This window comes from Bacillus sp. EB01, assembly GCF_000613125.1.
In the GTDB taxonomy this organism is placed as follows: Bacteria; Bacillota; Bacilli; order Bacillales; family Cytobacillaceae; genus Bacillus_D.
The window spans coordinates 2,918,357-2,939,765 of record NZ_HG964497.1; the positions used below are offsets into that span (position 1 = coordinate 2,918,357).

The window sequence follows — 21,409 nt, forward strand, 5'->3', positions numbered from 1 at the left end:
GGGGAGGATTCTCATATACCGTGTTTCAGATTCAATAGAACTGGCAGACACGTGGAATAATGTTTTGGAAGACTATTAACCCCATAAAATTCAAAATAAAATTCTAGTGAGCTTAGTGGTGAGAAATAAGCTAAAAGCCGGTTTTCCTAAACGAAGAACCGGCTTTCTTTTTATGCTGCCTGATAATAATAAAACATCAAAAGCAATCGTAATAAATAAATGGACGTGAAGCTGTAAGATTTATAGCTCTCCTCCCTTATTATCTCATGTGTTCAACCTTCTTTTTATGGTTAAGATATTTGTGGATTTTCCACCCAAAAAACATAAGTAATATGACTCCAACTCCGTAAAGAAACATAGTTTGATATTTGGTGATCATAGTAACTATAGTTTTTATATCTCCTTCGTAAATATGACCAATACTCAAGAAGATAAAAGTAGAAGGAGCCATTCCCAGCATGGTAAGTCCAGTATAAAGAGGAAGTTTTATATTAGACATTCCCGCTAAAAAAGGAATTACATTTCCTAAATGAAGTGGACTTAAAATCGCAATACTCCAAACACCACGTCTACTTATACTTTCTTTCACCTTAGCTATCTTTCCTCTTTGAGTCTCACTTAATTTGTATTCCAAGGACTTACCCAATTTATTGCCAATTAAACACCTTTTCTTCGTAATTAGTAGTTATACGGTTTTTTTGATGTTAAACTCCTTTATTGCTATAATAGTAGTAATTAAACTATATATTATTCTCCGAAGGGGAGTAGCTTTAATAACAAGGTCGTCATTTCAGGATGAAAGTCCTCGGCTTTGTTAGCAATGTCAATTGTTAGCCAGACCTTTACCAGTATATTTGGTAGAGGTCTATTTATTTTTAAAGACCTCTACTACTTATAGTAAAGGTCTTTCCTCTTTTATGGAGTCTATTTGTTTTTTCATTAGAGAGGAGTGTTTTTATATTGTTTCGTACACGTAGAGAGTGTGGGTCTTTCCCCTCTCAAGTTGCAGTTTGGGGAATTATGGGTTTGTTTTTTTCTATTGCTTGTGTATACGTATTTATTCTTTTATCAAGTGAATTAATGGAAAAAAGGCCTTTTCTCTTTGATCAGAAAATTATTGATACTATCGGATTTTATGCTTCCCCATTAATGGATAGACTTATGCTGTTAATTACGGAAATGGGATCCAAATTAATGCTCGGCCTTCTTCTCGTGATTAGTATGATTTGGCTTTTCATAAAACACAAAAATGTATGGGGAATACTATCTTACTTCATGGCTGTAGCAGGAGGAGGCCTAGTAAATCTTTGGTTAAAGAGCTTCTTTGAAAGAGAGCGCCCCACCGTCAATCGAATCATCGAGGCGGATGGGTTTAGTTTTCCTAGTGGTCACTCCATGGGTAGTATGACTTATTACGGATTTTTAGGCTATTCAGTGATAAGAAGTAAGTACAAACCTCTTTTAAAGGTAGGCTGGATATTTTTGTTCAGTTTAATTATTTTATTGATAGGTATCAGTCGTATTTACTTGGGGGTGCATTACCCTTCTGATGTACTAGCAGGCTACATGGCCGGAGGTGTTTGGCTAGTTTTGTGTATAGGTTTACTAGAAATTATATATTTCTATAAAGAATATAAATTTCAATCTACAAAAGGTATACAAGAGAAAAAGAAGGTAGCTTAGTGAGAAGTAATATAAAACATCTGAAGTTGTAACTGAACCTATCAGAACAACAATAAACTTTTAAAAAGGAGATGTGGCTAATGAGAAAGGAGTGGATAGTTGCTGAAAAACACTTATCTAAAATTTCGGTTTCGTCAAATCCAAACAACGAACCTGTATCAATCCATGGAAACTCTAATCATTTAAAGTGTATTGGTATAGGAACTGACGCAGCTGTTTTTCAATCCATTGATCTTCCAGCTTATGTATTTAAACTATACGCGGATGATAAAATCCAAAAAGCTCAAATAGAGGCGGAAGTCTATGAAGTATTAGGAGACTCACCCTATTTTTCAACATGTTTTGGTAATAAGGATAATTATCTGGTTCTAAATTTTGAGGGTGGAGTCACTTTATACGATTGTTTGCTTCAAGGTATTTCTATTCCCAAACAGGTAATTGAAGATGTCGATCAGGCAAGGAAATATGTTCGTGAAAAAGGATTAAACCCTCGAGACATCCACCTGAAAAATATACTATTACAAAATGGCAGAGCAAAAATAATTGATGTATCTGAATATGTCCAGCCGGGAAATGATATGAGATGGGAGCATTTGAAAAAGGCATATGATCAATATTACCATTTAATTAATGGGAAACCTGTTCCCCTCCTATTAATAGAAACGATTCGAAAAGGATATAATCACCGGAAAAATTATTCTACCACCTTTGAAGAGTTTATGGATAATACCATCGGATTCCTAGCAACATTTTGGAAGTAAGAGGATTAATACTTTTAGCAGTTAAATTTACTTTATATAAAATAAAACCCTGTTGTATCTTTTTATAGTAAACAACAGGGTTTTAAACTGCATTTTATTAAAAGTAAAACTTATGATATAGATTTACGTCCTAAACGATAGCCCTTACCCACACTGTTTGAATCTGCTGAGAATTACCTGAGTCTTCCTCAATTTTCACCCTTAGGCAATTAATATGAACCAGGACAGTTGCATTGTCCTTCATCATGTTCCCCAAATCCGTTCGTATATGTATTTTTGCTGAATACCTGATCTGTATTTGTCACTATGAACAGTAAAAGTTCATATTCCTTATTTTTCAGTTTTACAAAAAGATGGAGTATAGGCTAAATGAATTAATTATAGATAAGGAAGTTAGGACTAAAGTTTTAATTTTCCCAAAATTTCATATTTTCAATTAACTTCAATCCGTTTCTGCATTAAAATAATTGTTGAGCAAACCTAAAGTTTCGTCTTACATAAGAATCGCCGCTCAAATAATAATCAGGAGGTTTTTTTATGAAGAAGTGGACTAAAGCAGTCATCCCAGCAACACTCGCCTTAGCAATGGTTGCATCAACCCCTGTTTTCGCTGACCCTCAGTCAAGGCCGAACGGTCCGTACATCGAAAATGAACAAAATGTTTCATTGTCGAGTTACATGTCAAACCCCGAATTATACAAGGCTCTGCAAAAGCTTGAAGCTGCGTCTAAAGGGAAAATGAAACTTGAGATTGCCGGCTATTCTAACCTTTCTCCTGACGGCTATCAGACAGAAGCAGATAAAGGAGAGCCTCTGTATGTAGTCAAATTCGGTGAAGCGGATCCGACTAAAAAACGGATTCTAATCACAACACAAATCCATGGGAATGAACAAATCGGCACAGAAGCTGCACTGGACATTATTCAAAAATTATCTTCTAACTCCGCAGAAGTGGACAAGATTCTGAAAAACGTTTCAATTTGGATCATGCCTAGGATCAATCCTGAGGGATCCGACAATCTCTATCAGGAAAAATGGTATCCAACTCGTTATACTCACCAGACCTGGCTCCCATCGAACATCCAGCTTCCTGCTGATACAAAAGCCCCTTGGTACTACAATAGCGATGGCAGCGAAAGGGCGCAAAATAACAACGGCCGCGTCGTTTATGGAATCCCTGGATATGACCAGAACCGGGACTACAATCCCAACCTCGATTTCAGAATTGAAAACGAAGATAAGGGAAAAATTGCAAACTTCCTAAATAACCGTACTACCAATAACAGCAACTACGGCGGTTTCTTCGTTACCGCTGAGTCCAGGACCGTATCCAGTGTGTTCAAGCAATTCAAGCCTGATGTTTATGTAGACGTCCATCACCGCGGCTTCAATACAGTTTCTGACGAGGATAACCGCTCAGTCCCAATGCAGCTGGCGGCTGTAGTGGCCGATCCTTACACAGATCCGTTCACTGGAAAACAGTATGAGGTCGATGCGGATGTCCTTAAGCTTGGCAAGCAGGTCAATGCACTTGCTGCCCAAACCCTGCAAAGAGGCTTCTCGCACTTTGGCGCGGTACAGAAATATCCTGATGTAAACCTTCCAGGCACAGCCCTTGGGGCGTTTGCCTTGAATGACGCCGCAATCATGCTAATGGAAATCAAAGGCCAAAGCCAGACCCTGGGGCAAAAACAGGCCGGTATGCTAAAAGAAACAGTCAAAGCTCCACTTTATGATTTATTCAGCGCATTGGCCGACGGGTCGATCCACAATGTCGACCCTGCCGTTTACGATGCAATCCCTGAATCCTCAAACAGAATTGAAGATCCAACCACCAGGGAGAATGAAAGAGATTTTTAGGAGGAAAAGGCATCCTCTTTACCTACCAATCTACTTATGAAATAGGAGAATTTTTTAAACTCTAAAAAACGCAAACAAAAAGGCAGATTCTTTTCTGCCTTTTTGTTGCGTTATATGCCTAACTAGCTTAGTAAAGCAAGGGCCGGTAACTTCATGGCCCCTGCTCCTACTTTGGCTTTTAACTTCTTTTATAGACATTGTTGTAGTATCGGTCGATCTCGTTTACAACTGCGCCAATTTCTCCAGGCACCTCGTACTCAATAGTGTAACGCACTACTCCCAATGTTGTTATATTTTTGTTTAAAGAATTTGTTTCCACAAAATCCTTTAACCTGTCCAGCTGCTCAAGCATCGCAGTTAGTACGAAGTCGTTTGCATAATCATGCTTCTCAATTTCGTTCTTGGCTTTGGTGATCAAGACTATAAAATCTTTGTCCGCACCCATGCTGTCCTCCTCATTATTTAATTAACCACGAGTTGGGTACCTCGTTTAGCCAATACTGAATTCCCCCACCTGGCCGATATTCCCCCGTGCCATATTGCTCGGCTGCAGGTCCTTTGAGCATCTTCTGACCATTTGGAACCGAAATCCTGAATTCGCCTGTAAGCGGATTACCCCATTCTTCTAAAATGGCCAAGTCGTTTCTTGCTTCTTCAATTGTCCTATATTTATCGCCCCAGAACTTACCTAACGCTCTGTCAGGTTCTCCAGGATAACCTCTCCTGAATAATTCTTCCCCTGTACTTTCTACGATTTCCAAATCGAAGTTTTTAAAGCTTTTGACAATATGTGGAGCCATGCTGTCAAAGCCATATTTTATCAATGCTTCCGTCTTCATTCCAACTGTTTCAAGTGAACGGATAAGTCTGGTAGCATCCCCTGTATTAAGGCTTTTTAAGTTTACATCTTTAAATTTATTCCAATCATCTATTGTTTTCGTTATCTCCCCAGAGGATCTAATATCATATTTTGAGATGATTGAAGGAGATAATCCAGAATCTACTAATCTAGAAAGGTCACCTAGAGTTAAATTCCTTTCGGTTAGTGATTCAAATAATTCCCTAACATCCGTCCCATTCCTAATTCCGTATTTCGCATAATCATCAGGGAGGATATTTTTCTCCGCCAGTCTAATTGCATCGGCTAGGTTGATTCCGTTATCAAGAATCTTGCTAATCTGGCTTGGACTAAGGCCAAGGTCAATAAGCTTTTGCAGATTCTCCAAGCCCTCGGCTCCCTCGTTTTTTCCGATGCGTTCAATGATATCTTTGCTTACCCCTGAATCTGTCAGTTGTTTTACAAGGTTTTCAACCTTCGGAAGACTGTCTGTACCAGATTTTTTTACTACTTCATTGACGAAATCCTTAGAAAATTGATTCGCCAGCCTATCGGCTGCTGCCCGATTAGCCAATCTCGTGGCGATGGCATTGTAGATGTCATCGATTGTACTCTTGATTCCAGGGAAAAACTTGACAAGAAGGCTGCCACCCAGTGCAGCTACTATGCTAATAATAGCTTGGGTAATAATTGCCCCCCCTACAGAGGTATCCCCCAACACATAATATTGATACATCAAATCAAACAGTTGGACCAGGAATGCAATAGCCAGGATGACAAGTACCAATCCTAAGAATACCCCAATAATCGTCCCTGATGCCAGCAGGGATATTGCCGAGATAAGTGCAATGAATCCGTCGATTAGGGCAATCAAGGAAGCAATATCAACCGGCAGGCTCGTTGATCCTCCAGCGGTTCCCCCACTGATCATATAGCCCGCCGCGCCACTCTTAGGATCCATAGCAATATAGCCGGTTCCGTGCCAGTCATAATACTGGATTTCCTCTTCTGGAATAGTCACGATGCGGCCTTTGTTCACCGAATTGGTAATGTCATTTTTAACGGTACTGCTAATCTTTAACTTCGGCAGGACTTTACTTATGTTTTGTTTCGTTACGGTGTAAATAGGAATACCCCGCTTGTTGGCCTCCTCCAGCACCTTAATGGTTGATACGGAAGGAAGTCCGAGGAACTGTTCGTAAATGCCATGTTCCATTGCCGATTCCAGGGAACCTGTTGCAAGCATGAACGATAGTTCGTCTTGTTTCTTGCCTTTTTTGCTGACAACGGAAGCAATATTCCGGTCGACATCGATATACATGCCTCCAGGCGCTATCTTTGCAGGAGCCATGAACATATAGCCGACATTTAGCTGATAACCGGTCATTGCTCCGCTCAGAAGCCGGTTTGCTGAAACGTCATATTGCTGTGAAATAAGCTGTCTGGCAACATCGAGCTGTCCAAAGTAGGATTTTACAACCCCGTTTAAAATTTCTCCGAGGGCTTCATCTGTATACATGGTGTCTGGATTAACTTTGTTCTTCAAAGCTTCGACATTTACTTTGATTTGATCCAGTTCTCCGGAAGCAATTTTCCCAAAATCAAGTCCTACCGCGTAGAACGCTCCAGCTGTTACAGGGTTTTTCACTTCTTCTTCACCCATGCCTGGTGCGCTGAAGCCCATAACAAATTCCTGGGTATAGGCGAGCCCGACCGGCTTGCCCTCTGCTACGGTATTACCATCCACTTTTAATAGCGGAGTTACTTCAACCATGTAGGTTGGAGTCTTGAAAATACCACCATATTCGGAAATGATGTTTGCGTCCTCTTCGGTGGCAGGTGCCCATGAGAGTGTAATTCTTTTTCCGTACAAGTCCACTGCCTTCGCTTTATGCTTGAAGGCATCCTCACCTGAAAAGTTGAATCCAAACGGGCTTCCGCCGCGGATACTGAAACTGACCCACTCATTCATCTCGTTCGGCAACGATGTTAATTCTTTGGTGATAGCAACCGTTTTATAAGGTAGTGTGAGTGGAAGGATCCCGAGCTTTTGCTCTTTTACTTCCCAACTGCCAATTACATCATTCAATTGAGCATTTTCAAGTCCTTGCTCGTGGATATATGCCTCAAGCTTGGACATTGCTCCCGAAAGATGGCCTTGGATAGCGTTCATGTCAAGATTGGTAACCGTCTCCTCATCGCCTGATTGGTCACCTGAGTTTTGCGCTGCGTCAAGCAGCACTTCTTTATTCAATCCAGTCAATTCCTCAAACTTCAAGCCTTCTTTGTAGACGTTTTGCTTGAAGCTTGGGTCGAGTGGAACCCAGGCAGTTTCACCTTTTTGCGCGCCTGCACCGCGGTAGTCTTCATACGGAACTTTCGCTTCTACCCACGTATGTTCCATTTGGACAGCCACGATTTTGCCCTGCCCATGGACGGCCTTAAGCGGAATTCCGAGCGCTCCAAGAGTCCTGACTGCCTGTTGCGGGTTGGTGACGCCGACCCAATTTTTTACCTGTTCAATCGGAATTTCTACCGTCCCGGTTACATAACGTGCAGGTATCCCTTTATAACGAAGCAGCGAGATTAAGAGCGAAGCCTGATCAACATCATTTCCAGCCAATTGCTGAAGAGTTCCTGTTGCACCTTTTCGCGAACCGAGGTACGGTTCGAATTTGACCTTATTCCTGACATAGTCATAAAGCGACAGGGCTGATCCATCCAGGGAATCGGCCAGTTTTTTGATGTCATCGGTTGCTTTTGTTTCAGCAGTTTCCGCTAGATCCTCCGGTGTCTGGACAAGGTTCTGGCTTTCTTCAGAGCCCAGGTAGGCCGGGGTGACTTCGTTTTCAGTTGCCAGTTCGTGCGCCTTTAGCTCCATGTCCCGGTTTGGCAGCGTATTGCCTGTTGGAAAATGCGGGGCCTCAGGTGATAGCTGTTGGTGGAGTTCGCCGAGCTTTTCTTTTACCTTCTTAAACTCGGAGTCTTTTAAGTTCTTGCTACCTAACATGGACTCTAGCTCTGTAAGCTCCCTCTTAACACCTTCAAGCTTCTTGTTGAACTCAGCTTGATACCCTTCAAGTCGTTCAATTGCTTTAGGATACTTTTTAGCTTTCCCTTTTTGCTTGCTGAACTCTTTTTTGATATCAGCCTCTGATGACTTGATTAATTGTTTTGTATCTTTTACAGCTGCCTGTATCATCTTGATGTTTTTCTTCTCTAGGTTTTCGTCCATTTCCCCAAAGGTTTCGCTTATACCCGCGGACAATTTTTCAAGCTCCGTTTTCGGAAGGCTTGATGCAGCCTGGGCATTAACTGCCCCAAGCTGCAAAAACTTATCCTTCGCCTGATAGGTCATGACGACATTCATGGTCGGGAACCCGAATGAGAAGTAGACGGTGAAAAGCAGGATGATGGATATGAATTTTATCCTTGTTTTTATTGATTTCATGACCCTTTTCTACCTCCGGTATACCAGTTCGATTGGTATAGGCTCAGCACTCGCTCCAGTTTCAACCTTAGCGTGTCCTGGTCACTTTCATTCGCCAAAACATGAAGCCCCTTTTTGACTTCTTCAATTGCAAGTTCCAGTTCTTCATTTGTTTTTGGCTGATACACTAAATATCCTCTTAGCGTATTGGACAGGTTTTTCAGCAGTCCTTTGCCTTTGGTACTTGAGATGCTGGCAGATTTCAGGGAGCCCACAGCCTCAAGTAGAAGGGTTTCTTCACTCTGGGTGAATTCGAGTTGAAGTTCCTTGCTTTCAAAATTGAAGAATTCCCCTTGATCCCAAATACCATTTTCGGTAACCAGCGAATAGTGCCCGCTTACCATTGGGTTGGCAATCAGATAATGAAGGGTTATTTCCTCATCTGGTTCCATTGTTTTTTTCCAATTATAATTGTTTTCTTGAGCCGTGAAATCCAAATCCATCGGATCTATCACGCGGATCCCTTCAGGGACGACTTCAGTTAACTGGACGTCAATCGGGCCGCCATTTGATTTCACCTTTATTTCAACCATTTGTACGTCTCCAGGTGTGGAGGATGGTTCCTTCGGTGTGATTTGTTTGATCATAGCGCCTTCAAGCTGTTCAGATGTCAGTCCCTGTAGTTGGCGGCTGTCGAAGCCTACATGCACGGCCATTCCGTTCCCGTATTCATTTGCTACGATTGCAGGGTGGCTGCCAAGGGTTGCCCACGTCTCACCAGTAGTTAGGTCGTATTTTTGCAAAGCCCCCTCAAAAGTGCCAGTAAAGCTTGAAAATGCCTTAGAGGAAAGGCTGCTTTTAGTGATTGTCTGAGTTCCAATCAGTTTGGCGCCAAAAGGATTAAAGGTCTGGAAGTTTGCCAGATTGGCATTCGCCGTTGCAATCAAACGATGGCCATTATGGATTTTTGCAAGCAGTTCCTGATCGTCAAGCCCTGTCAGCGGCTGTTGTGTATCAGTCACAAGGTACACATTATATTTGTTGGACCTGAGTTCTTTCATGAAGTCCTGGGCAGTTGTCACCACAGTGGCATAATCCGATTCCTTCACCAATTTTTCAATCCATGTGTTGGCTTCGGGCTTTTCGGTCCAGACAAGGATTCTGGATCCCTCTTTTACCGATTTGCTGACTTCAATTGAGACATCCACTGAGAACGAACCGCTATCGAGCGCTATAATTTCGCCATTCTGCAGGGTTGTTCTTAAAACGGCAAGGTAGTTCCCGATTTTTAAGCCCTTTGTATTGTAGGAGTAGCTTTTTGTAATGGTTCCATTGATGGCCAGTTCGGTCTGATCTTCAAACGTTTTGACCACTTGCCCGGTTTCCGGTTGTATGACCAGTACTTCTGTTTTGGCATCCTTTACGGTGCTGTTTCCCGTATTAGTGACAGTGTAGTTCAGGTCAACCGGTTTGCCGCTAATGACCTTCTTGTCTCCCACTGTCAATGTGCCTTCCAAGCCATAGCCGAGGTCAGCCGTTGGTAAGATTGTCATTACTGTTTCATCAGAGGCTACTAGGACATCTCCGTCCCATATCTCCGTTTTCACCGTATACTTACCTGGCAGGGCCTGGCCGCTCTTCCACGTTAGGGAGCGATCCGCACTCACTTGTGCAGACAGGTAAGGCAGTACCATTTCGTCTTCAAATTGGGACTGGTTATCCGAATTTATGACGGTTGTTTTGATTGCAAGATTTGCAAAGTCTTTATTTGTTGCACCGTTTTCAATACGATGCTTGATGACCACGTCCTGTCCCGACTGATACTCAGCCTGGTCTGTAGTGGTCTCGGCCTCAACACTACCCTGGGCAATAATCATAAAAGGCGCAGTTGCCTCGGATACCTTTTGGCCGTCGTTCTGAACAAGAGTTACCTTTACTGCATAGTCGCCTGTATATGTATTACCAGTATTCCAGACGAGGTCTTGGGCATGTATTTCTTTTGCTGCGAGCTGGTCAATCGGATACGTTCCGACCTCTGACACCACACCGCCGCTATTATCCACAATTTCAACAACTGCTTGTAAATCAGCAGCCTGATCAGAGTTGTTTTCAACTTCAATATGGATTTCAGCGTTTTCATTTGCGGTAAAGTCGGAATCATTTAACTGAATCCGCGTTTGCAGGGAATCGTTTACCTTCACTTGCATGTTCGGCAATGGAACCGCGATTTGCTCACCGCTTTTTGCCGTATAAGTCAGTTTTGTGTTAGTTGTGATGTCCTCTGTTTCTCCTGGGGAGAAGGAAGTTCCCGTCATGGCGAGTGTGATTGGCTGTGTCTGGTTCATGACGATGATGTCATAATTCCATTCAACCGTTTTCGTTCCATTCGCGTTGTTAACAATTTTAGGTGCAGGAGTAGACTTTGTCTGATCGACCGTTATGCCACTTGGCAGGGTTGTGGTAAGGACGACATTTTTGCCGGCAAGATTAAAGACCTCTCCGCCGATTCCATTCATCATTTCCTCAAGCTCCCCGGCACTTGGGCTAAAGCGGTACGTTCCCTCAGTAGCGATCGCAATTTGCTCCATCAGATACTTATCTACACCGGAACCAAGGCCAATGGTGTGGATGGTAATCCCTTCTACGTTTGCTGCATTTGCTTGATTTAAGGCAGAACTTCTTGTAGATTGCCCATCCGATAATAAGACAATGACTTTCTCCCGTTCACTATTGCTTTCTTTCTTGAATAAGCTTCTCGCTGAGTTAATGCCAGAATCAATCGATGTTCCTCCCCAGGCATCCGCTTTATCGGCAGCCTTTTTCAAAAGATTGATATCCGTTGTGAGATTCTGGATGACATCTGCCCAGTAATGGAAAAAGATGACTCCGCCCCGGTCCCCTGGCTGTATCAGCTCCATCAGTTTCTTCGTTGCTTCCTTTGTTTGTGTTACAGAGCCATCCATGCTGCCGGATGTATCGATGACAAAAATCATATCAAGTGGTTTTCTTTCCGGCTCGGTTGGGGCTCCAAGCCCTTTTAATATAAACTCAGCATTCACAGTATCCGAACCCGGATTTACGATTTCCTTGTTTAAGGCTTGCTCTGCGTCAATCCTTGTCGGAGGTGGCGGTGGCAGCACTTCGAAATTCTTTTCCGTCTCGGTTACAGCCTTGCCATCCTTGTAAACGTAGCCCTTTATCGTATACGTTGTCTCTTGTCCGACTTCCGGTGTGAACTTAAGCATATTTGTATTGATGTTCGGTTCTGCTGGGTTAGTGGAAACTACTTTTTCCTGAGAAGCAACCAGTTCACCAGATTTTGAATATACTTCGACTTTCTGTGTTGCTTCGCCATTCACATTGCTGGAATGGAAGAGTGAGAGTTGGACATTCACTTCCTTGGATTGTCCAACAGACGTTTTATCTGGTGAGGTTAGGATTGTCGCACTATCGATTCTATTACTTGGAATAATTTTGAAAGCCTTCTGGCTGGTTGCAGCGATTTTCCCGGTTTGTTTATTTTTTATTTGGACAACTGCGGTGTAATCGCCCGGTGTACGGTTTTGGGTATTCCAGATTAAACCTTCCTCTGCTTGGACGGTTTCGTACTTCCCGGCTGGCGTTTTAATAAAGGCTTGTACCTGTAATTGCTCAGTAGAAGATTCATAGATTGGGTTTATTTCCAGTATTTCGTATGCTTCAAACAGGTCGCTCTGAACCTTTTCTGATTGTGTTACCTTGTATAATTCAATTGCGGAAATAGCGACACTTGTTGACTCCAGGTGACAATTGAGTGCTTTGAGCGCCCATAACGTAATGTATGGATCGTTCGCCCAGCTTCCGTTTTCCTCTTGAAGCTGAAGGATTGCATCATGTACTAGGCCTACTGGCTGGAGCCCATTCGTTTCCAAAACGGCTTGATACGCCATGAGGGTTTTTAGTAGTGTGCCTTCTTCAAGTCCCCATGTTTGGTTTTCCTGCTGCAATGATAGGATAAAGTCACCGGCTTGAATCAGAGAGGACAATACTTCACTAGAGGTTGAATCCGTTTTAAGGATAAACTCATTTAATAAGAGGATAATCTGTGCTGTAACAAATACACTGTCTTGCTGGCGGTCGTGGTAGCCCCAACTGCCGTTTTCCTTTTGCTGCTTAATCAGATACGCAATTCCTTTTTGAATGATGTCTTTATTGGAAGGATCTTTTTCCAACAGAGCTCCTAGGATTAAGGCGGTGTCAAAAACATCGCTGTCATAACCTTCAGCAAGGCCCCATCCCCCATCCGTGCTTTGGGCACCCAAAAGAGTTTGAAGTTCCTTGCTGCCTTTTTGGGATAGGGTTCTCGCCATAAAATCAAAATTAGCAGTTTCCTGATTCTTTAACCATTCTGATGATTTTAGAAGTGAGGCATCATTTGGCAGGCTCTCAGTCAGGTACTTCGTGATTTCCGAAGTATTCCTCATCTTTTCAGCAAAATGAGTTCCCCAGCTGCCATCCTGGTTTTGGCTGCCTGTGAGCCAGCTTTGCCCAGTCGAAATGCTTTGCTCAATCTCTGCCTTTGTAGCAGTTGGAACAGCATTTTCCGCCAACCCATTTGCCGGCATTACAGAAAATGCTGTGAAGAAAATGACAAGTGTCAAAATCAACGATTTTCTGCATCCCGAATGGTTAGTGTTTAACCATTTCATTCGCTTTCCTCCTTTTAAAAATATAAACAACATATTAATAGTATCAATTAAGACTGGAAATTTTTGTCGAAGTATGGCATTATTGGTAATTTTTATGTAAAAAAAGAGACGGTTCTCATCTGTTGCAATGAAAACTGTCCCCTATTTACTATTAAGCAAAAAACGCGTCATCGGAAGTTTCATCTACTTCAAACTTCCTTCCCCGCGGCTTCAATACGGGTTCTTACGAGGATAACCGCTAGGTCCTAATGCAGCTGGCGACTGTTGTGGCCAATCCATACACAGACTCGTTCTCCGGAAAAAGGATGAGGTTGACGCGGATGTCGTTCAATTCTACATCCCCTGCCTGAATGAATTATTTTCTAGTTCCTCCAATAATATTTTCAATATTATGGTAAAATCAAAGAACACTAGGGACGACTAAAATCTATTCGGGGGTTAGAAATGGCATCCATAACCTACACAGTTATTTTATTAGGCAGTTTCTTTTATTTAGTGAGAAAAAGCGAAGAGCCAGAGCCTAATTTTCCTTTGAAAATGATAGGATACTTTGTACTAGGTTCATTTGCTTTCCACTTTAATCTCATTTCAATACCGCTTGGATTTATTGTGTACCTGCTGCTTTTTCGCCCGAAGCTGAATGTAAATATTAAGCGAACCGCCTCTGTTTTTGGTTTCCTTACATTCATCGTCGTTCAGTGGCTTTTGCCTTTTGCGAATCTGGAATGGCAAGGCCGTGCTGTATCCATCGAACATAAGCTAGGGTCGGTTTATACGATAAACTTCCAAGAGGAATATGAACGAATCCGGCACGAATTAGACTTGGAGAATAACAGTTTGAGTCTCCAGGATTTTGTAGTTGAATATAATAAAAAGGGCACAATCAGAGATCTACATTTGGAACTGATCAGCTCAGAGGACAAGGGCTTAAAACATTATACAATACAATATGATAGTGAAAAAAACAGATATCGGGTTGTTCACAGTCAGCTTGATAACTGGCTTCAATACGACCGGTTAGTTGACGCTGACCTTTTCTTTAAAAATCTCGGTGTCCTTGATATTCAAGATATTACAAGATCCAAAGGCGACTTTTCTTATTATGTTATAAGAAGTTCAGGAGAATGGATGGAATATGATACAGATAATCAAGGTGGTTTTATTGTAAACAATGGAAAAATACAAGAAGTTGATCAAGACCAGTTACCTGTAGAGGGTTACTCTGTTGCAACTTATGCAATGAAAAAAACGCACGAAGAAAAAAATGAACATGGAAACATTATTGAAGAGGCCTATGAAAGTACCGAATCAACTTCTTATCTATTTGAAGTAAATTCTATCGAAGACTAAAAGAAATTTAGGGACGGTTTTCATCTGCTACAGATGAGAAACGTCCCTATACACGTTATAGGTGTCCTTTTTCCTAAAAGAACAAATTTTCTGGGAACTACATACCATTTTTGTTAATAATCTATTAAATTATTTGTTATTTCGACTTTATTCCCATAAAATTGGTTACGTTCACAATCTTACTCTAGGAGGAGGAAACGTAATGAAGAAATTTATCGTTTCATTTTTGTCGTTTGCTTTCTTGTTGGTAGGTTATTCGAATGCAGCTTTTGCTGAGGCGGACAGGGATTGTGGTGAATTTTCTAGTAACGAAGAAGTTATGAGCTTCTGGCATTCCAACGGGTACAGTGCAACTAATGACCCTCATGATTTGGACAGGGACAATGACGGGCTGCCTTGTGAGGTTTCTCAATCTGAATATGATAATTTCGTAGCAACACAAACGTCAAGCAATGATGATAATTCCAATGATAATTCTAATGATACCTCAGGTTCAACAGATTCGACCACTGAAGGTGAAGCATTGCCAGAAACAGCTTCCAATTCGATTACTATGATTGGGCTGGGGGCAGGCTTAGCATTACTTGGCTATCTTCTTGTTTTCCGTAAAAAGCAGACAAGCTAAGATTCGCAACACAGGGAAAACGGCAAAACCTCATTGCCGTTTTTCCATTGAGGTGACTATTATGAGTAGGGTTGTACTAGGATATTTTCTTATTATAACTGGAGTTCTATTGGGTTCTTATCATTTATTCGAATGGCACATAGGCCGGTCAGCTGCTGAGGAAATGACAAGAGAAGAGCTTTCCGCTATAAAACGGGAAACTGCACCTCCCCTGAACTTAAAGGCTGAAGAAGAGGTTATCCCGGATACTATGAATATGAAGCCAAAGGCCAGCGGACCTAAAGCAACTCCACAATCGGCTGCCAATTTTTCGAAAGGTGAAAAGGTCGCTTATCTGATGATTCCAAAGCTTAATCGGAAATATTCAGTTTACTGGGGAACGGATGAAAGAACTTTAAAAAAGGGAGTTGGTATGTTTTCCAGCAAACTCACCACTCCGCCTGATGGTGGTGGACATACCGTATTAAGCGGCCACAGGGACACTGTTTTTTACGGGCTGGATGAATTAAAGGATGGAGACCTATTGACTATTTCTTTTAACAACTCTATCTATACGTACAAAATAAACAAGATTTTCATCACCGATCCTGATGATCGAAGCGTCATTGTAAAAAAAGACAGCCCAACCCTAACATTGACAACATGCTATCCCTTTAATTATGTCGGCAGTGCTCCCGAACGTTACATCATTCAGGCTGAACTGCTTAACTAAATAGGGACGTTTCTCACCTGCGGCGCATGAGAAACGTCCCTTCTTCATCTTTTATTTATAAACTTTTAATTGCCTCCTCGATTTGCGTTTCCCCTGAAACTAAATCAAAAGCCTTATTATATGCATTTTCATGATCAATAACTGCCAGAATCGTCTTTGCTACATCCTCCCTCGGAATCGAACCTCGCTCCAGGTTTTCCGCTAAAGTTACCTTGCCTGTTCCCGGTTCATTCAGTAGACCTCCCGGGCGAATAATCGTGTAGTTGAGCCCGCTTTGAACGAGCATCCGATCCGCATAGTGCTTTGCGACGTAATAAGGCTTAATTTGCTCATTCCAATTTTCCCGGTTATGAGCCTGAAGCGCACTTACCATGATGAATCGCCCTACTCCTGCCCTTTCAGCAGCTTCCATCATTTTCACCGCTCCATCTAGATCAATCAGCAGCGTTTTATCCAGTCCCGTATGCCCGCCTGAACCGGCCGAAAACACAACTGCGTCACAGCCTTTCACTGTCTCCCCAAGTTCCTCAACTGTTCCCTCAAGATTGCCTAATACCGCTTCTATACCGGATTGTTCATACTTCCTTGCTTGCTCTTCTTTCCGTACAAATGCCTTGACGGTGTGCTTGCTGCTATCATGTAACAGATTCACTAATTGCTTTCCGATTTGGCCGTTTGCCCCGACTACTAAAACTTTCAAAATAGGAACCCCTTTCCGATTCTTTCATTCTTTTCGTATCTTTATTAAACTACCCTTTTTGCACTGCTATAAAATCTAAAATGCTCATTCAGATATCTACCTTAATAAATGAATCTAATTTTCCGTCACCAACGAGTAATGAATTAGACTTAAAATTATTTTATTATATGAACTCTTACAATAAAATTAGGGACGGTTCCATCCCACAGATAAGAACTGTCCCCTAATTTACACTAAAAAGAATATTTTCCAATAATTAATAAACAATAGTTTTATTGATATACTAAACATGCCTCTAACACCACAATACACTCCCTCACACTTCAGGCAAAAACCCCTTCGGAAAGCAGGTTGAAAACAGTATGAAAAAAAGGCCACTATGCAGCTGCGGCAGCGGATTAGCGGCGGAACATTGCTGCGAAAAATTCCAGATCCATTCCTTTACTATCCCCTTCACCAAGTCCCAAACCCGCGAAAAGATACTTAAAAAACTCCAGATTGGTTCAAAATTTCAAATGAGAAACCGCGCACTTGCCTTCTTCTATGGAGACGACCTTATTGCCTACAAACTTGGCAAACCAAAAGACCCCAACCGAAATGAATTTCTCTTTCACCTCTCCTACTATCTCACTGATTATCTTGAAGATTTAAGTCCCTCATCCTGGCAGGAATGCACTCCACTTTTTTGGGAAGAATTCATCTCTACCTACTTCCCAGGCAGAATTTTAATTTCAAAGACCGCCGATAAAACTGAAGAATTTTTTACAGAACTTCGGAAATTTGTCCGTTGGCTTGATCGCAAAACTGGAACTGCCTGGTTCAAAACTGTTGAGGATTTTATACGTATGAATAAGGATGATATAAAAACAGGGGAAGCAGCACTGAATTCCCTTGTCCTCCATCATTTCCCTCATATCCATGATCACGATTTTGATATTCAAAAAGATTTTGAAGCAGATCAACAGCGCTTGGGTACACTGATCCATTCTGCTGATGGATTATTTGAAGTACAGACAGTCATAGATGATGTGTTTGTCCTTAACAATTTCGAAGACGGTAAGACCTATCACACTAAAGGTCTGCCCAACTGCATTTTGCCCGGAATCTTGTTAAAAGGAGCAATTGGCAAAAGGAAACATGATTTCTTCTGGAGATGGTGCGCTACAGGCGCAGTATTTCCAAAGAGCTCAAAAAAGTTTATGCGAACCGAAAAAACAGTAATAATTTTATAAAAAGTCATAAATAAAGGGCCGTCCTCCCGAGCTTTTGCTGGAGTCAGGCCCTTATGATTCACCTACACAATAAAACTATCTTTTAAGGTACTCATCTTAAGCGGTTGCACTTCTACAACCACCTTACACGTTCACATTTTCAATTTCCCTAATTTTATTCGCGACAGTCAGCGTCAATTCTTCAGTGGTTTTGGGGACGAAATTCTTCAGAACGCTATTGGCCATAGAAGCCGTTGCCCCACGCGCCGTAATATTCAGGCAGCCAGTCATCCTAGTGAAATTGCCGTCCAGCCTTTTCGCTTCAAAATATCCATTTCCAGCAAACTTATCCGAAAGTCCTGTCAGGTCAAACGTGACACGGTTAGGCTCCTCCCACTTTGTAATGTCCACTTTCAATTTAATTGTTTTCTTTATGAAACCAAGATCGCCCTTAAAGGCCCAGGTCGATTCCATATCACTTATGATTTCGTGTTCAATATACCCTGGAACAAGTGGTGCCCAATTATTAATCGAACTTACAAAGCCCCAAACTTTTTCAATTGGTACAGACAAGTCTACGCTGTGTACTCCGCTTGGCATGATATACCTCCTGCTCTTGTATTATTTCACCGCTTCCAACCCTCCTATGTTACGTTGGTTAGCAGCTGTACTACCGGACTGGTACCCCATTTCATACCTGGTTTAATCGCGGGTAGGTCCTCTCCCCGAAATGGTCATCATTAGTTGATTATCTTTGGATTGCTATCTAAAACTAACCATGGTGGGGATTTATCCGGATACTTTGCGTTACTTCATACTATTCAAGAAACTTCCTTTGCATGTGTTTATATGGAGAACCTCCTTCACAAAGCGTTTTCCACTTTTCTAATTTCTATGGGCACCTTCCTGAGTTCTATGGGCACTTCGGTGGAATTACACAATCTTTGTCCCCACAAAAAAGCCCGTCACTCCCAGGACGTCGATTCAGTAGCACTCGACGTCACATGGGCCGTGACAGGCATTCAGGCAAATTAGGGACAACTCCCATATGCCGTTTTAATGTAAAATTTCACTATTGTGGAGTTTAAAACTGGTGTCTCAGCAGAACAACAGCTCCGGTTCTTGTTGCTTCCCTTTCACTGATGACATCTTTACTTTTCCATTTTCAATATAGACAATACGGTCCGCCATGGCTTTTGCATCATCCTTGTCATGAGTTACGAATATGGACGTTATACCAGTCTGTTTAATCAAGTCCCTGAGCTCGCCTCTAATTTTTTTCTGCAAGTCCGCATCAAGATTGCTGAAGGGCTCATCGAGAATTAATAAAGATGGCTCAGGAGCCAGCGCTCTTGCCAGTGCCACCCGCTGTTGTTGTCCACCGCTTAACTCATGAGGGTAACGGTCTGCATAGTCACTAAGATTTACAAGGTTCAGCATTTCCTCAAGACGTGCATGCTTATCTTTCCTGCTCTTCTTTTTCAACCCGAACAAAATATTTTTTTCCACGGTCATATGCGGGAAAAGAGCATAATCCTGGAATACAAACCCGATTCCACGTTTTTCAGGCTGGACGAAAGTGCGATGATCACAAACGGTTTCGCCGCCAATGGTAATTGTTCCGTTTCCGGGAGTTTCAAGGCCGGCAATCAACCTAAGAATCGTACTTTTTCCGCTTCCGCTCGCGCCAAGAATCGCAACAATTTCACCTTTTTCTATATCCAGGTTAAAGTCCTTGATGACAGCTTCCTTTGCATTTCTATACGTATACTGTAGGTTACTGATATTTACAAACATTAGCTGCTCTCCTTATCTGCAAGTTTATGGAAAAAGAAAATGAAAATCGCACTAAATAGGATGATTATTAACGAGGCCAATGACGCTTCCTGTACTCTTTCATCGTTTGCATACTTGAACGCCTGCGTGGCTAAGGTTGAAAAATTGAAGGGCTGTAAAAATAACGTCAATGGCAGCTCTTTCAGAATATCGACAAACACTAGAATAAAGCCACTAAGCACAGCTCCCTTTACCAGCGGAAGGTCGACCTTGAAAAACGTCTTCATAGTGGAAGCACCCAACATCCGGGATGCTTCTGTAAAACTGTTCCCAACCTTTTCAAACCCTGATTCAATCGAATTATATCCTATTGCCAAAAAGCGGATAATATAGGCTGAAATCAGCATGGCCAAGGTAGTTCGCCAGACAATCGTCGGCACCAGGCCAATTTTTAACAACAGATGTTTATTCGTCGTATCCAGCCAGAGAAAAATTGTAATAAACGCTATGGCAATCGCCGCTCCAGGGATCGAATAACCCAAAGTCGTCACCCTGGAAACCAATTTCGCTGCAATCCCCGAGTTCATCCTGGTAAAGTTGGCAATCACAAGCCCGATAATCACGATAATGATACTTGCGATTGCAGCTACATAAATCGAGTTATAAGCAAGTATCAGGAAATCCTTATTCAGCACTTTCTCATATGTCATGAACGCCCATCTAACCAGCTGAAGAAAGGGAATGATAAAAGCAATTGAAAAGATTCCAAAAGTATAGGCACATACAAGCCATGCCTTCATGCCCTTTAGCTTTTTCGGCTGTACAGGCCGAACCTTCGTAGTTGAAAAGCTATATCGTTTTCTTCCCTGCAAAACCTTCTCAAGAACGAGGACAATGATGACCAAGAGCATCAGTGAACCGGCAAGCTTGAGCGCAGAATCAAGATCTTTCATCCCGTACCATGTCCGGAATATTGAAGTACTAAAAGTCTGGATCCCAAAGTAGCTGACAACCCCATAATCATTGAGGACTTCCAAAATGACTAGCGTTACACTTCCAACAATGGATGCTTTGGAAATCGGCAATGCAACTCGAAAAAATATTCTTAATGGGCCTCCCCCGAGAAGGCGGGCATTTTCAATCATGGACGAAGATTGATTTTGAAAAAAACTTTTTGTAATCGTATATACGTAGGGAAACAGAGTCACGGTGAAAATAAAAACTGCCCCCTGAATATTCATTATGTTAAAGTACTGCTGGTTAACTGTGATATCAAATGAATTCCTAAGGGTAGTTTGAATAACCCCGGTGTAGTTAACGATTCCGTGGTACGTATAGGCAGCGATATACGGTGGAATGGCCAAGGGCAAAATCAACGCCCACTTCAGGAATTTCTTGAGTGGGAAATCATACATGGCCACAAGCCATGCGAGACTTGTTCCTACTATGGTTGTTGCAATCGCGGTGAAAAAAATTATCACCAGCGTATTCCGAATATAATCCTTTAATAAATATTCCTTAATATGCTCCCAGTTTTCATTCGGCTCGGTAAAAAGCTGAACTCCAATAATGAGGTTCGGTATGATGATGATTGTAACGAAGGCCAGGCTAAGCAAGGACCAAATATTTAATTGTTGTTTTACAAGCCTCCTCAATCTCAACACCGACACTCCCTATAAATAAACACTATTGGGAGGATGCTTAAAGTAACATCCCCCCTAAATATAACGAATTTCATTCTCATTTAGATACTGAATTTATTGTGAACAATGCAG

At 42.0% G+C, this 21,409-nt stretch carries 15 protein-coding genes; 7 read left to right on the top strand and 8 right to left on the bottom strand.

The window, feature by feature from the left end:
• Positions 1 to 259: 259 nt before the first annotated feature.
• Positions 260 to 679 (bottom strand): VTT domain-containing protein, encoded by a 420-nt coding sequence (locus TY16_RS13395; RefSeq protein ID WP_155922245.1) that lies wholly within the window; start codon positions 677 to 679, stop codon positions 260 to 262.
• A 281-nt stretch (positions 680 to 960) separates the two neighbouring features.
• Between TY16_RS13395 and TY16_RS13400 the strand changes: the two genes are divergently transcribed.
• The 3 genes from TY16_RS13400 to TY16_RS13410 all read left to right on the top strand — a co-directional run bounded on the left by TY16_RS13400 (position 961) and on the right by TY16_RS13410 (position 4,304).
• A complete protein-coding gene (locus tag TY16_RS13400) occupies positions 961 to 1,683 on the top strand; it encodes a phosphatase PAP2 family protein (protein WP_052342720.1) in 723 nt (240 codons plus the stop codon).
• An 80-nt stretch (positions 1,684 to 1,763) separates the two neighbouring features.
• Positions 1,764 to 2,444 carry a serine/threonine protein kinase gene (locus TY16_RS13405; protein WP_043932404.1) on the top strand — a complete coding sequence of 227 codons (681 nt, stop codon included), beginning with the start codon at positions 1,764 to 1,766 and terminating at the stop codon, positions 2,442 to 2,444.
• Between the two features lie 537 nt (positions 2,445 to 2,981).
• Positions 2,982 to 4,304, top strand: coding sequence for a M14 family zinc carboxypeptidase (locus tag TY16_RS13410; RefSeq protein ID WP_043932405.1), 1,323 nt, complete (start codon positions 2,982 to 2,984; stop codon positions 4,302 to 4,304).
• Between the two features lie 178 nt (positions 4,305 to 4,482).
• Here TY16_RS13410 and TY16_RS13415 read toward each other — a convergent pair whose 3' ends face one another.
• Genes TY16_RS13415 through TY16_RS13425 form a run of 3 tightly spaced genes read right to left on the bottom strand, consistent with a single transcriptional unit; the run spans position 4,483 to position 13,260 of the window.
• The gene (locus tag TY16_RS13415; protein WP_043932406.1) at positions 4,483 to 4,749 is read right to left on the bottom strand and encodes a hypothetical protein; all 267 of its coding nucleotides are present in this window, start codon (positions 4,747 to 4,749) and stop codon (positions 4,483 to 4,485) included.
• A gap of 13 nt (positions 4,750 to 4,762) precedes the next feature.
• Positions 4,763 to 8,593, bottom strand: a complete 3,831-nt coding sequence (locus tag TY16_RS13420) for a transglutaminase domain-containing protein (protein WP_052342721.1) — start codon at positions 8,591 to 8,593, stop codon at positions 4,763 to 4,765.
• Positions 8,590 to 13,260 (bottom strand): VWA domain-containing protein, encoded by a 4,671-nt coding sequence (locus tag TY16_RS13425; protein WP_043932407.1) that lies wholly within the window; start codon positions 13,258 to 13,260, stop codon positions 8,590 to 8,592. The genes TY16_RS13420 and TY16_RS13425 overlap by 4 nt, the downstream gene beginning before the upstream one ends.
• Before the next feature lie 444 nt (positions 13,261 to 13,704).
• Here TY16_RS13425 and TY16_RS13430 point away from each other — a divergent pair, with 444 nt between their 5' ends.
• The 3 genes from TY16_RS13430 (at position 13,705) to TY16_RS13440 (ending at position 15,947) form a co-directional block, all read left to right on the top strand.
• Entirely contained in the window at positions 13,705 to 14,610 is a 906-nt protein-coding gene (locus tag TY16_RS13430; protein ID WP_043932408.1) for a hypothetical protein, read from the top strand.
• A gap of 202 nt (positions 14,611 to 14,812) precedes the next feature.
• Positions 14,813 to 15,235, top strand: a complete 423-nt coding sequence (locus tag TY16_RS13435; protein WP_043932409.1) for an excalibur calcium-binding domain-containing protein — start codon at positions 14,813 to 14,815, stop codon at positions 15,233 to 15,235.
• A 52-nt stretch (positions 15,236 to 15,287) separates the two neighbouring features.
• Positions 15,288 to 15,947, top strand: coding sequence for a class D sortase (locus tag TY16_RS13440; RefSeq protein WP_043934723.1), 660 nt, complete (start codon positions 15,288 to 15,290; stop codon positions 15,945 to 15,947).
• A 55-nt stretch (positions 15,948 to 16,002) separates the two neighbouring features.
• On the opposite strand, the gene TY16_RS13445 is transcribed toward TY16_RS13440, so the two are convergent.
• Complete coding sequence (locus TY16_RS13445) at positions 16,003 to 16,647, bottom strand: SDR family oxidoreductase (protein WP_043932410.1); 645 nt, start codon at positions 16,645 to 16,647, stop codon at positions 16,003 to 16,005.
• A 362-nt stretch (positions 16,648 to 17,009) separates the two neighbouring features.
• Between TY16_RS13445 and TY16_RS13450 the strand changes: the two genes are divergently transcribed.
• Entirely contained in the window at positions 17,010 to 17,879 is an 870-nt protein-coding gene (locus TY16_RS13450; RefSeq protein WP_043932411.1) for a hypothetical protein, read from the top strand.
• A 123-nt stretch (positions 17,880 to 18,002) separates the two neighbouring features.
• Here TY16_RS13450 and TY16_RS13455 read toward each other — a convergent pair whose 3' ends face one another.
• The 3 genes from TY16_RS13455 to TY16_RS13465 form a co-directional block, all read right to left on the bottom strand.
• The gene (locus TY16_RS13455; protein WP_043932412.1) at positions 18,003 to 18,458 is read right to left on the bottom strand and encodes a CoxG family protein; all 456 of its coding nucleotides are present in this window, start codon (positions 18,456 to 18,458) and stop codon (positions 18,003 to 18,005) included.
• A gap of 498 nt (positions 18,459 to 18,956) precedes the next feature.
• Positions 18,957 to 19,655 carry an ABC transporter ATP-binding protein gene (locus TY16_RS13460; protein WP_043932413.1) on the bottom strand — a complete coding sequence of 233 codons (699 nt, stop codon included), beginning with the start codon at positions 19,653 to 19,655 and terminating at the stop codon, positions 18,957 to 18,959.
• Complete coding sequence (locus TY16_RS13465; RefSeq protein ID WP_081772974.1) at positions 19,655 to 21,295, bottom strand: ABC transporter permease; 1,641 nt, start codon at positions 21,293 to 21,295, stop codon at positions 19,655 to 19,657. Before TY16_RS13465 ends, TY16_RS13460 begins: the two co-directional genes overlap by 1 nt.
• Between the last annotated feature and the right edge of the window lie 114 nt (positions 21,296 to 21,409).

Excerpts from the sequence above, each read along its gene's own strand:
- TY16_RS13405 (WP_043932404.1), top strand. The coding sequence starts at position 1,764 with ATGAGAAAGGAGTGGATAGTTGCTGAAAAACACTTATCTAAAATTTCG.
- TY16_RS13410 (WP_043932405.1), top strand. The coding sequence starts at position 2,982 with ATGAAGAAGTGGACTAAAGCAGTCATCCCAGCAACACTCGCCTTAGCA.
- TY16_RS13415 (WP_043932406.1), bottom strand. The coding sequence starts at position 4,749 with ATGGGTGCGGACAAAGATTTTATAGTCTTGATCACCAAAGCCAAGAAC.
- TY16_RS13420 (WP_052342721.1), bottom strand. The coding sequence starts at position 8,593 with ATGAAATCAATAAAAACAAGGATAAAATTCATATCCATCATCCTGCTT.
- TY16_RS13425 (WP_043932407.1), bottom strand. The coding sequence starts at position 13,260 with ATGAAATGGTTAAACACTAACCATTCGGGATGCAGAAAATCGTTGATT.
- TY16_RS13430 (WP_043932408.1), top strand. The coding sequence starts at position 13,705 with ATGGCATCCATAACCTACACAGTTATTTTATTAGGCAGTTTCTTTTAT.
- TY16_RS13435 (WP_043932409.1), top strand. The coding sequence starts at position 14,813 with ATGAAGAAATTTATCGTTTCATTTTTGTCGTTTGCTTTCTTGTTGGTA.
- TY16_RS13450 (WP_043932411.1), top strand. The coding sequence starts at position 17,010 with ATGAAAAAAAGGCCACTATGCAGCTGCGGCAGCGGATTAGCGGCGGAA.
- TY16_RS13455 (WP_043932412.1), bottom strand. The coding sequence starts at position 18,458 with ATGCCAAGCGGAGTACACAGCGTAGACTTGTCTGTACCAATTGAAAAA.
- TY16_RS13460 (WP_043932413.1), bottom strand. The coding sequence starts at position 19,655 with ATGTTTGTAAATATCAGTAACCTACAGTATACGTATAGAAATGCAAAG.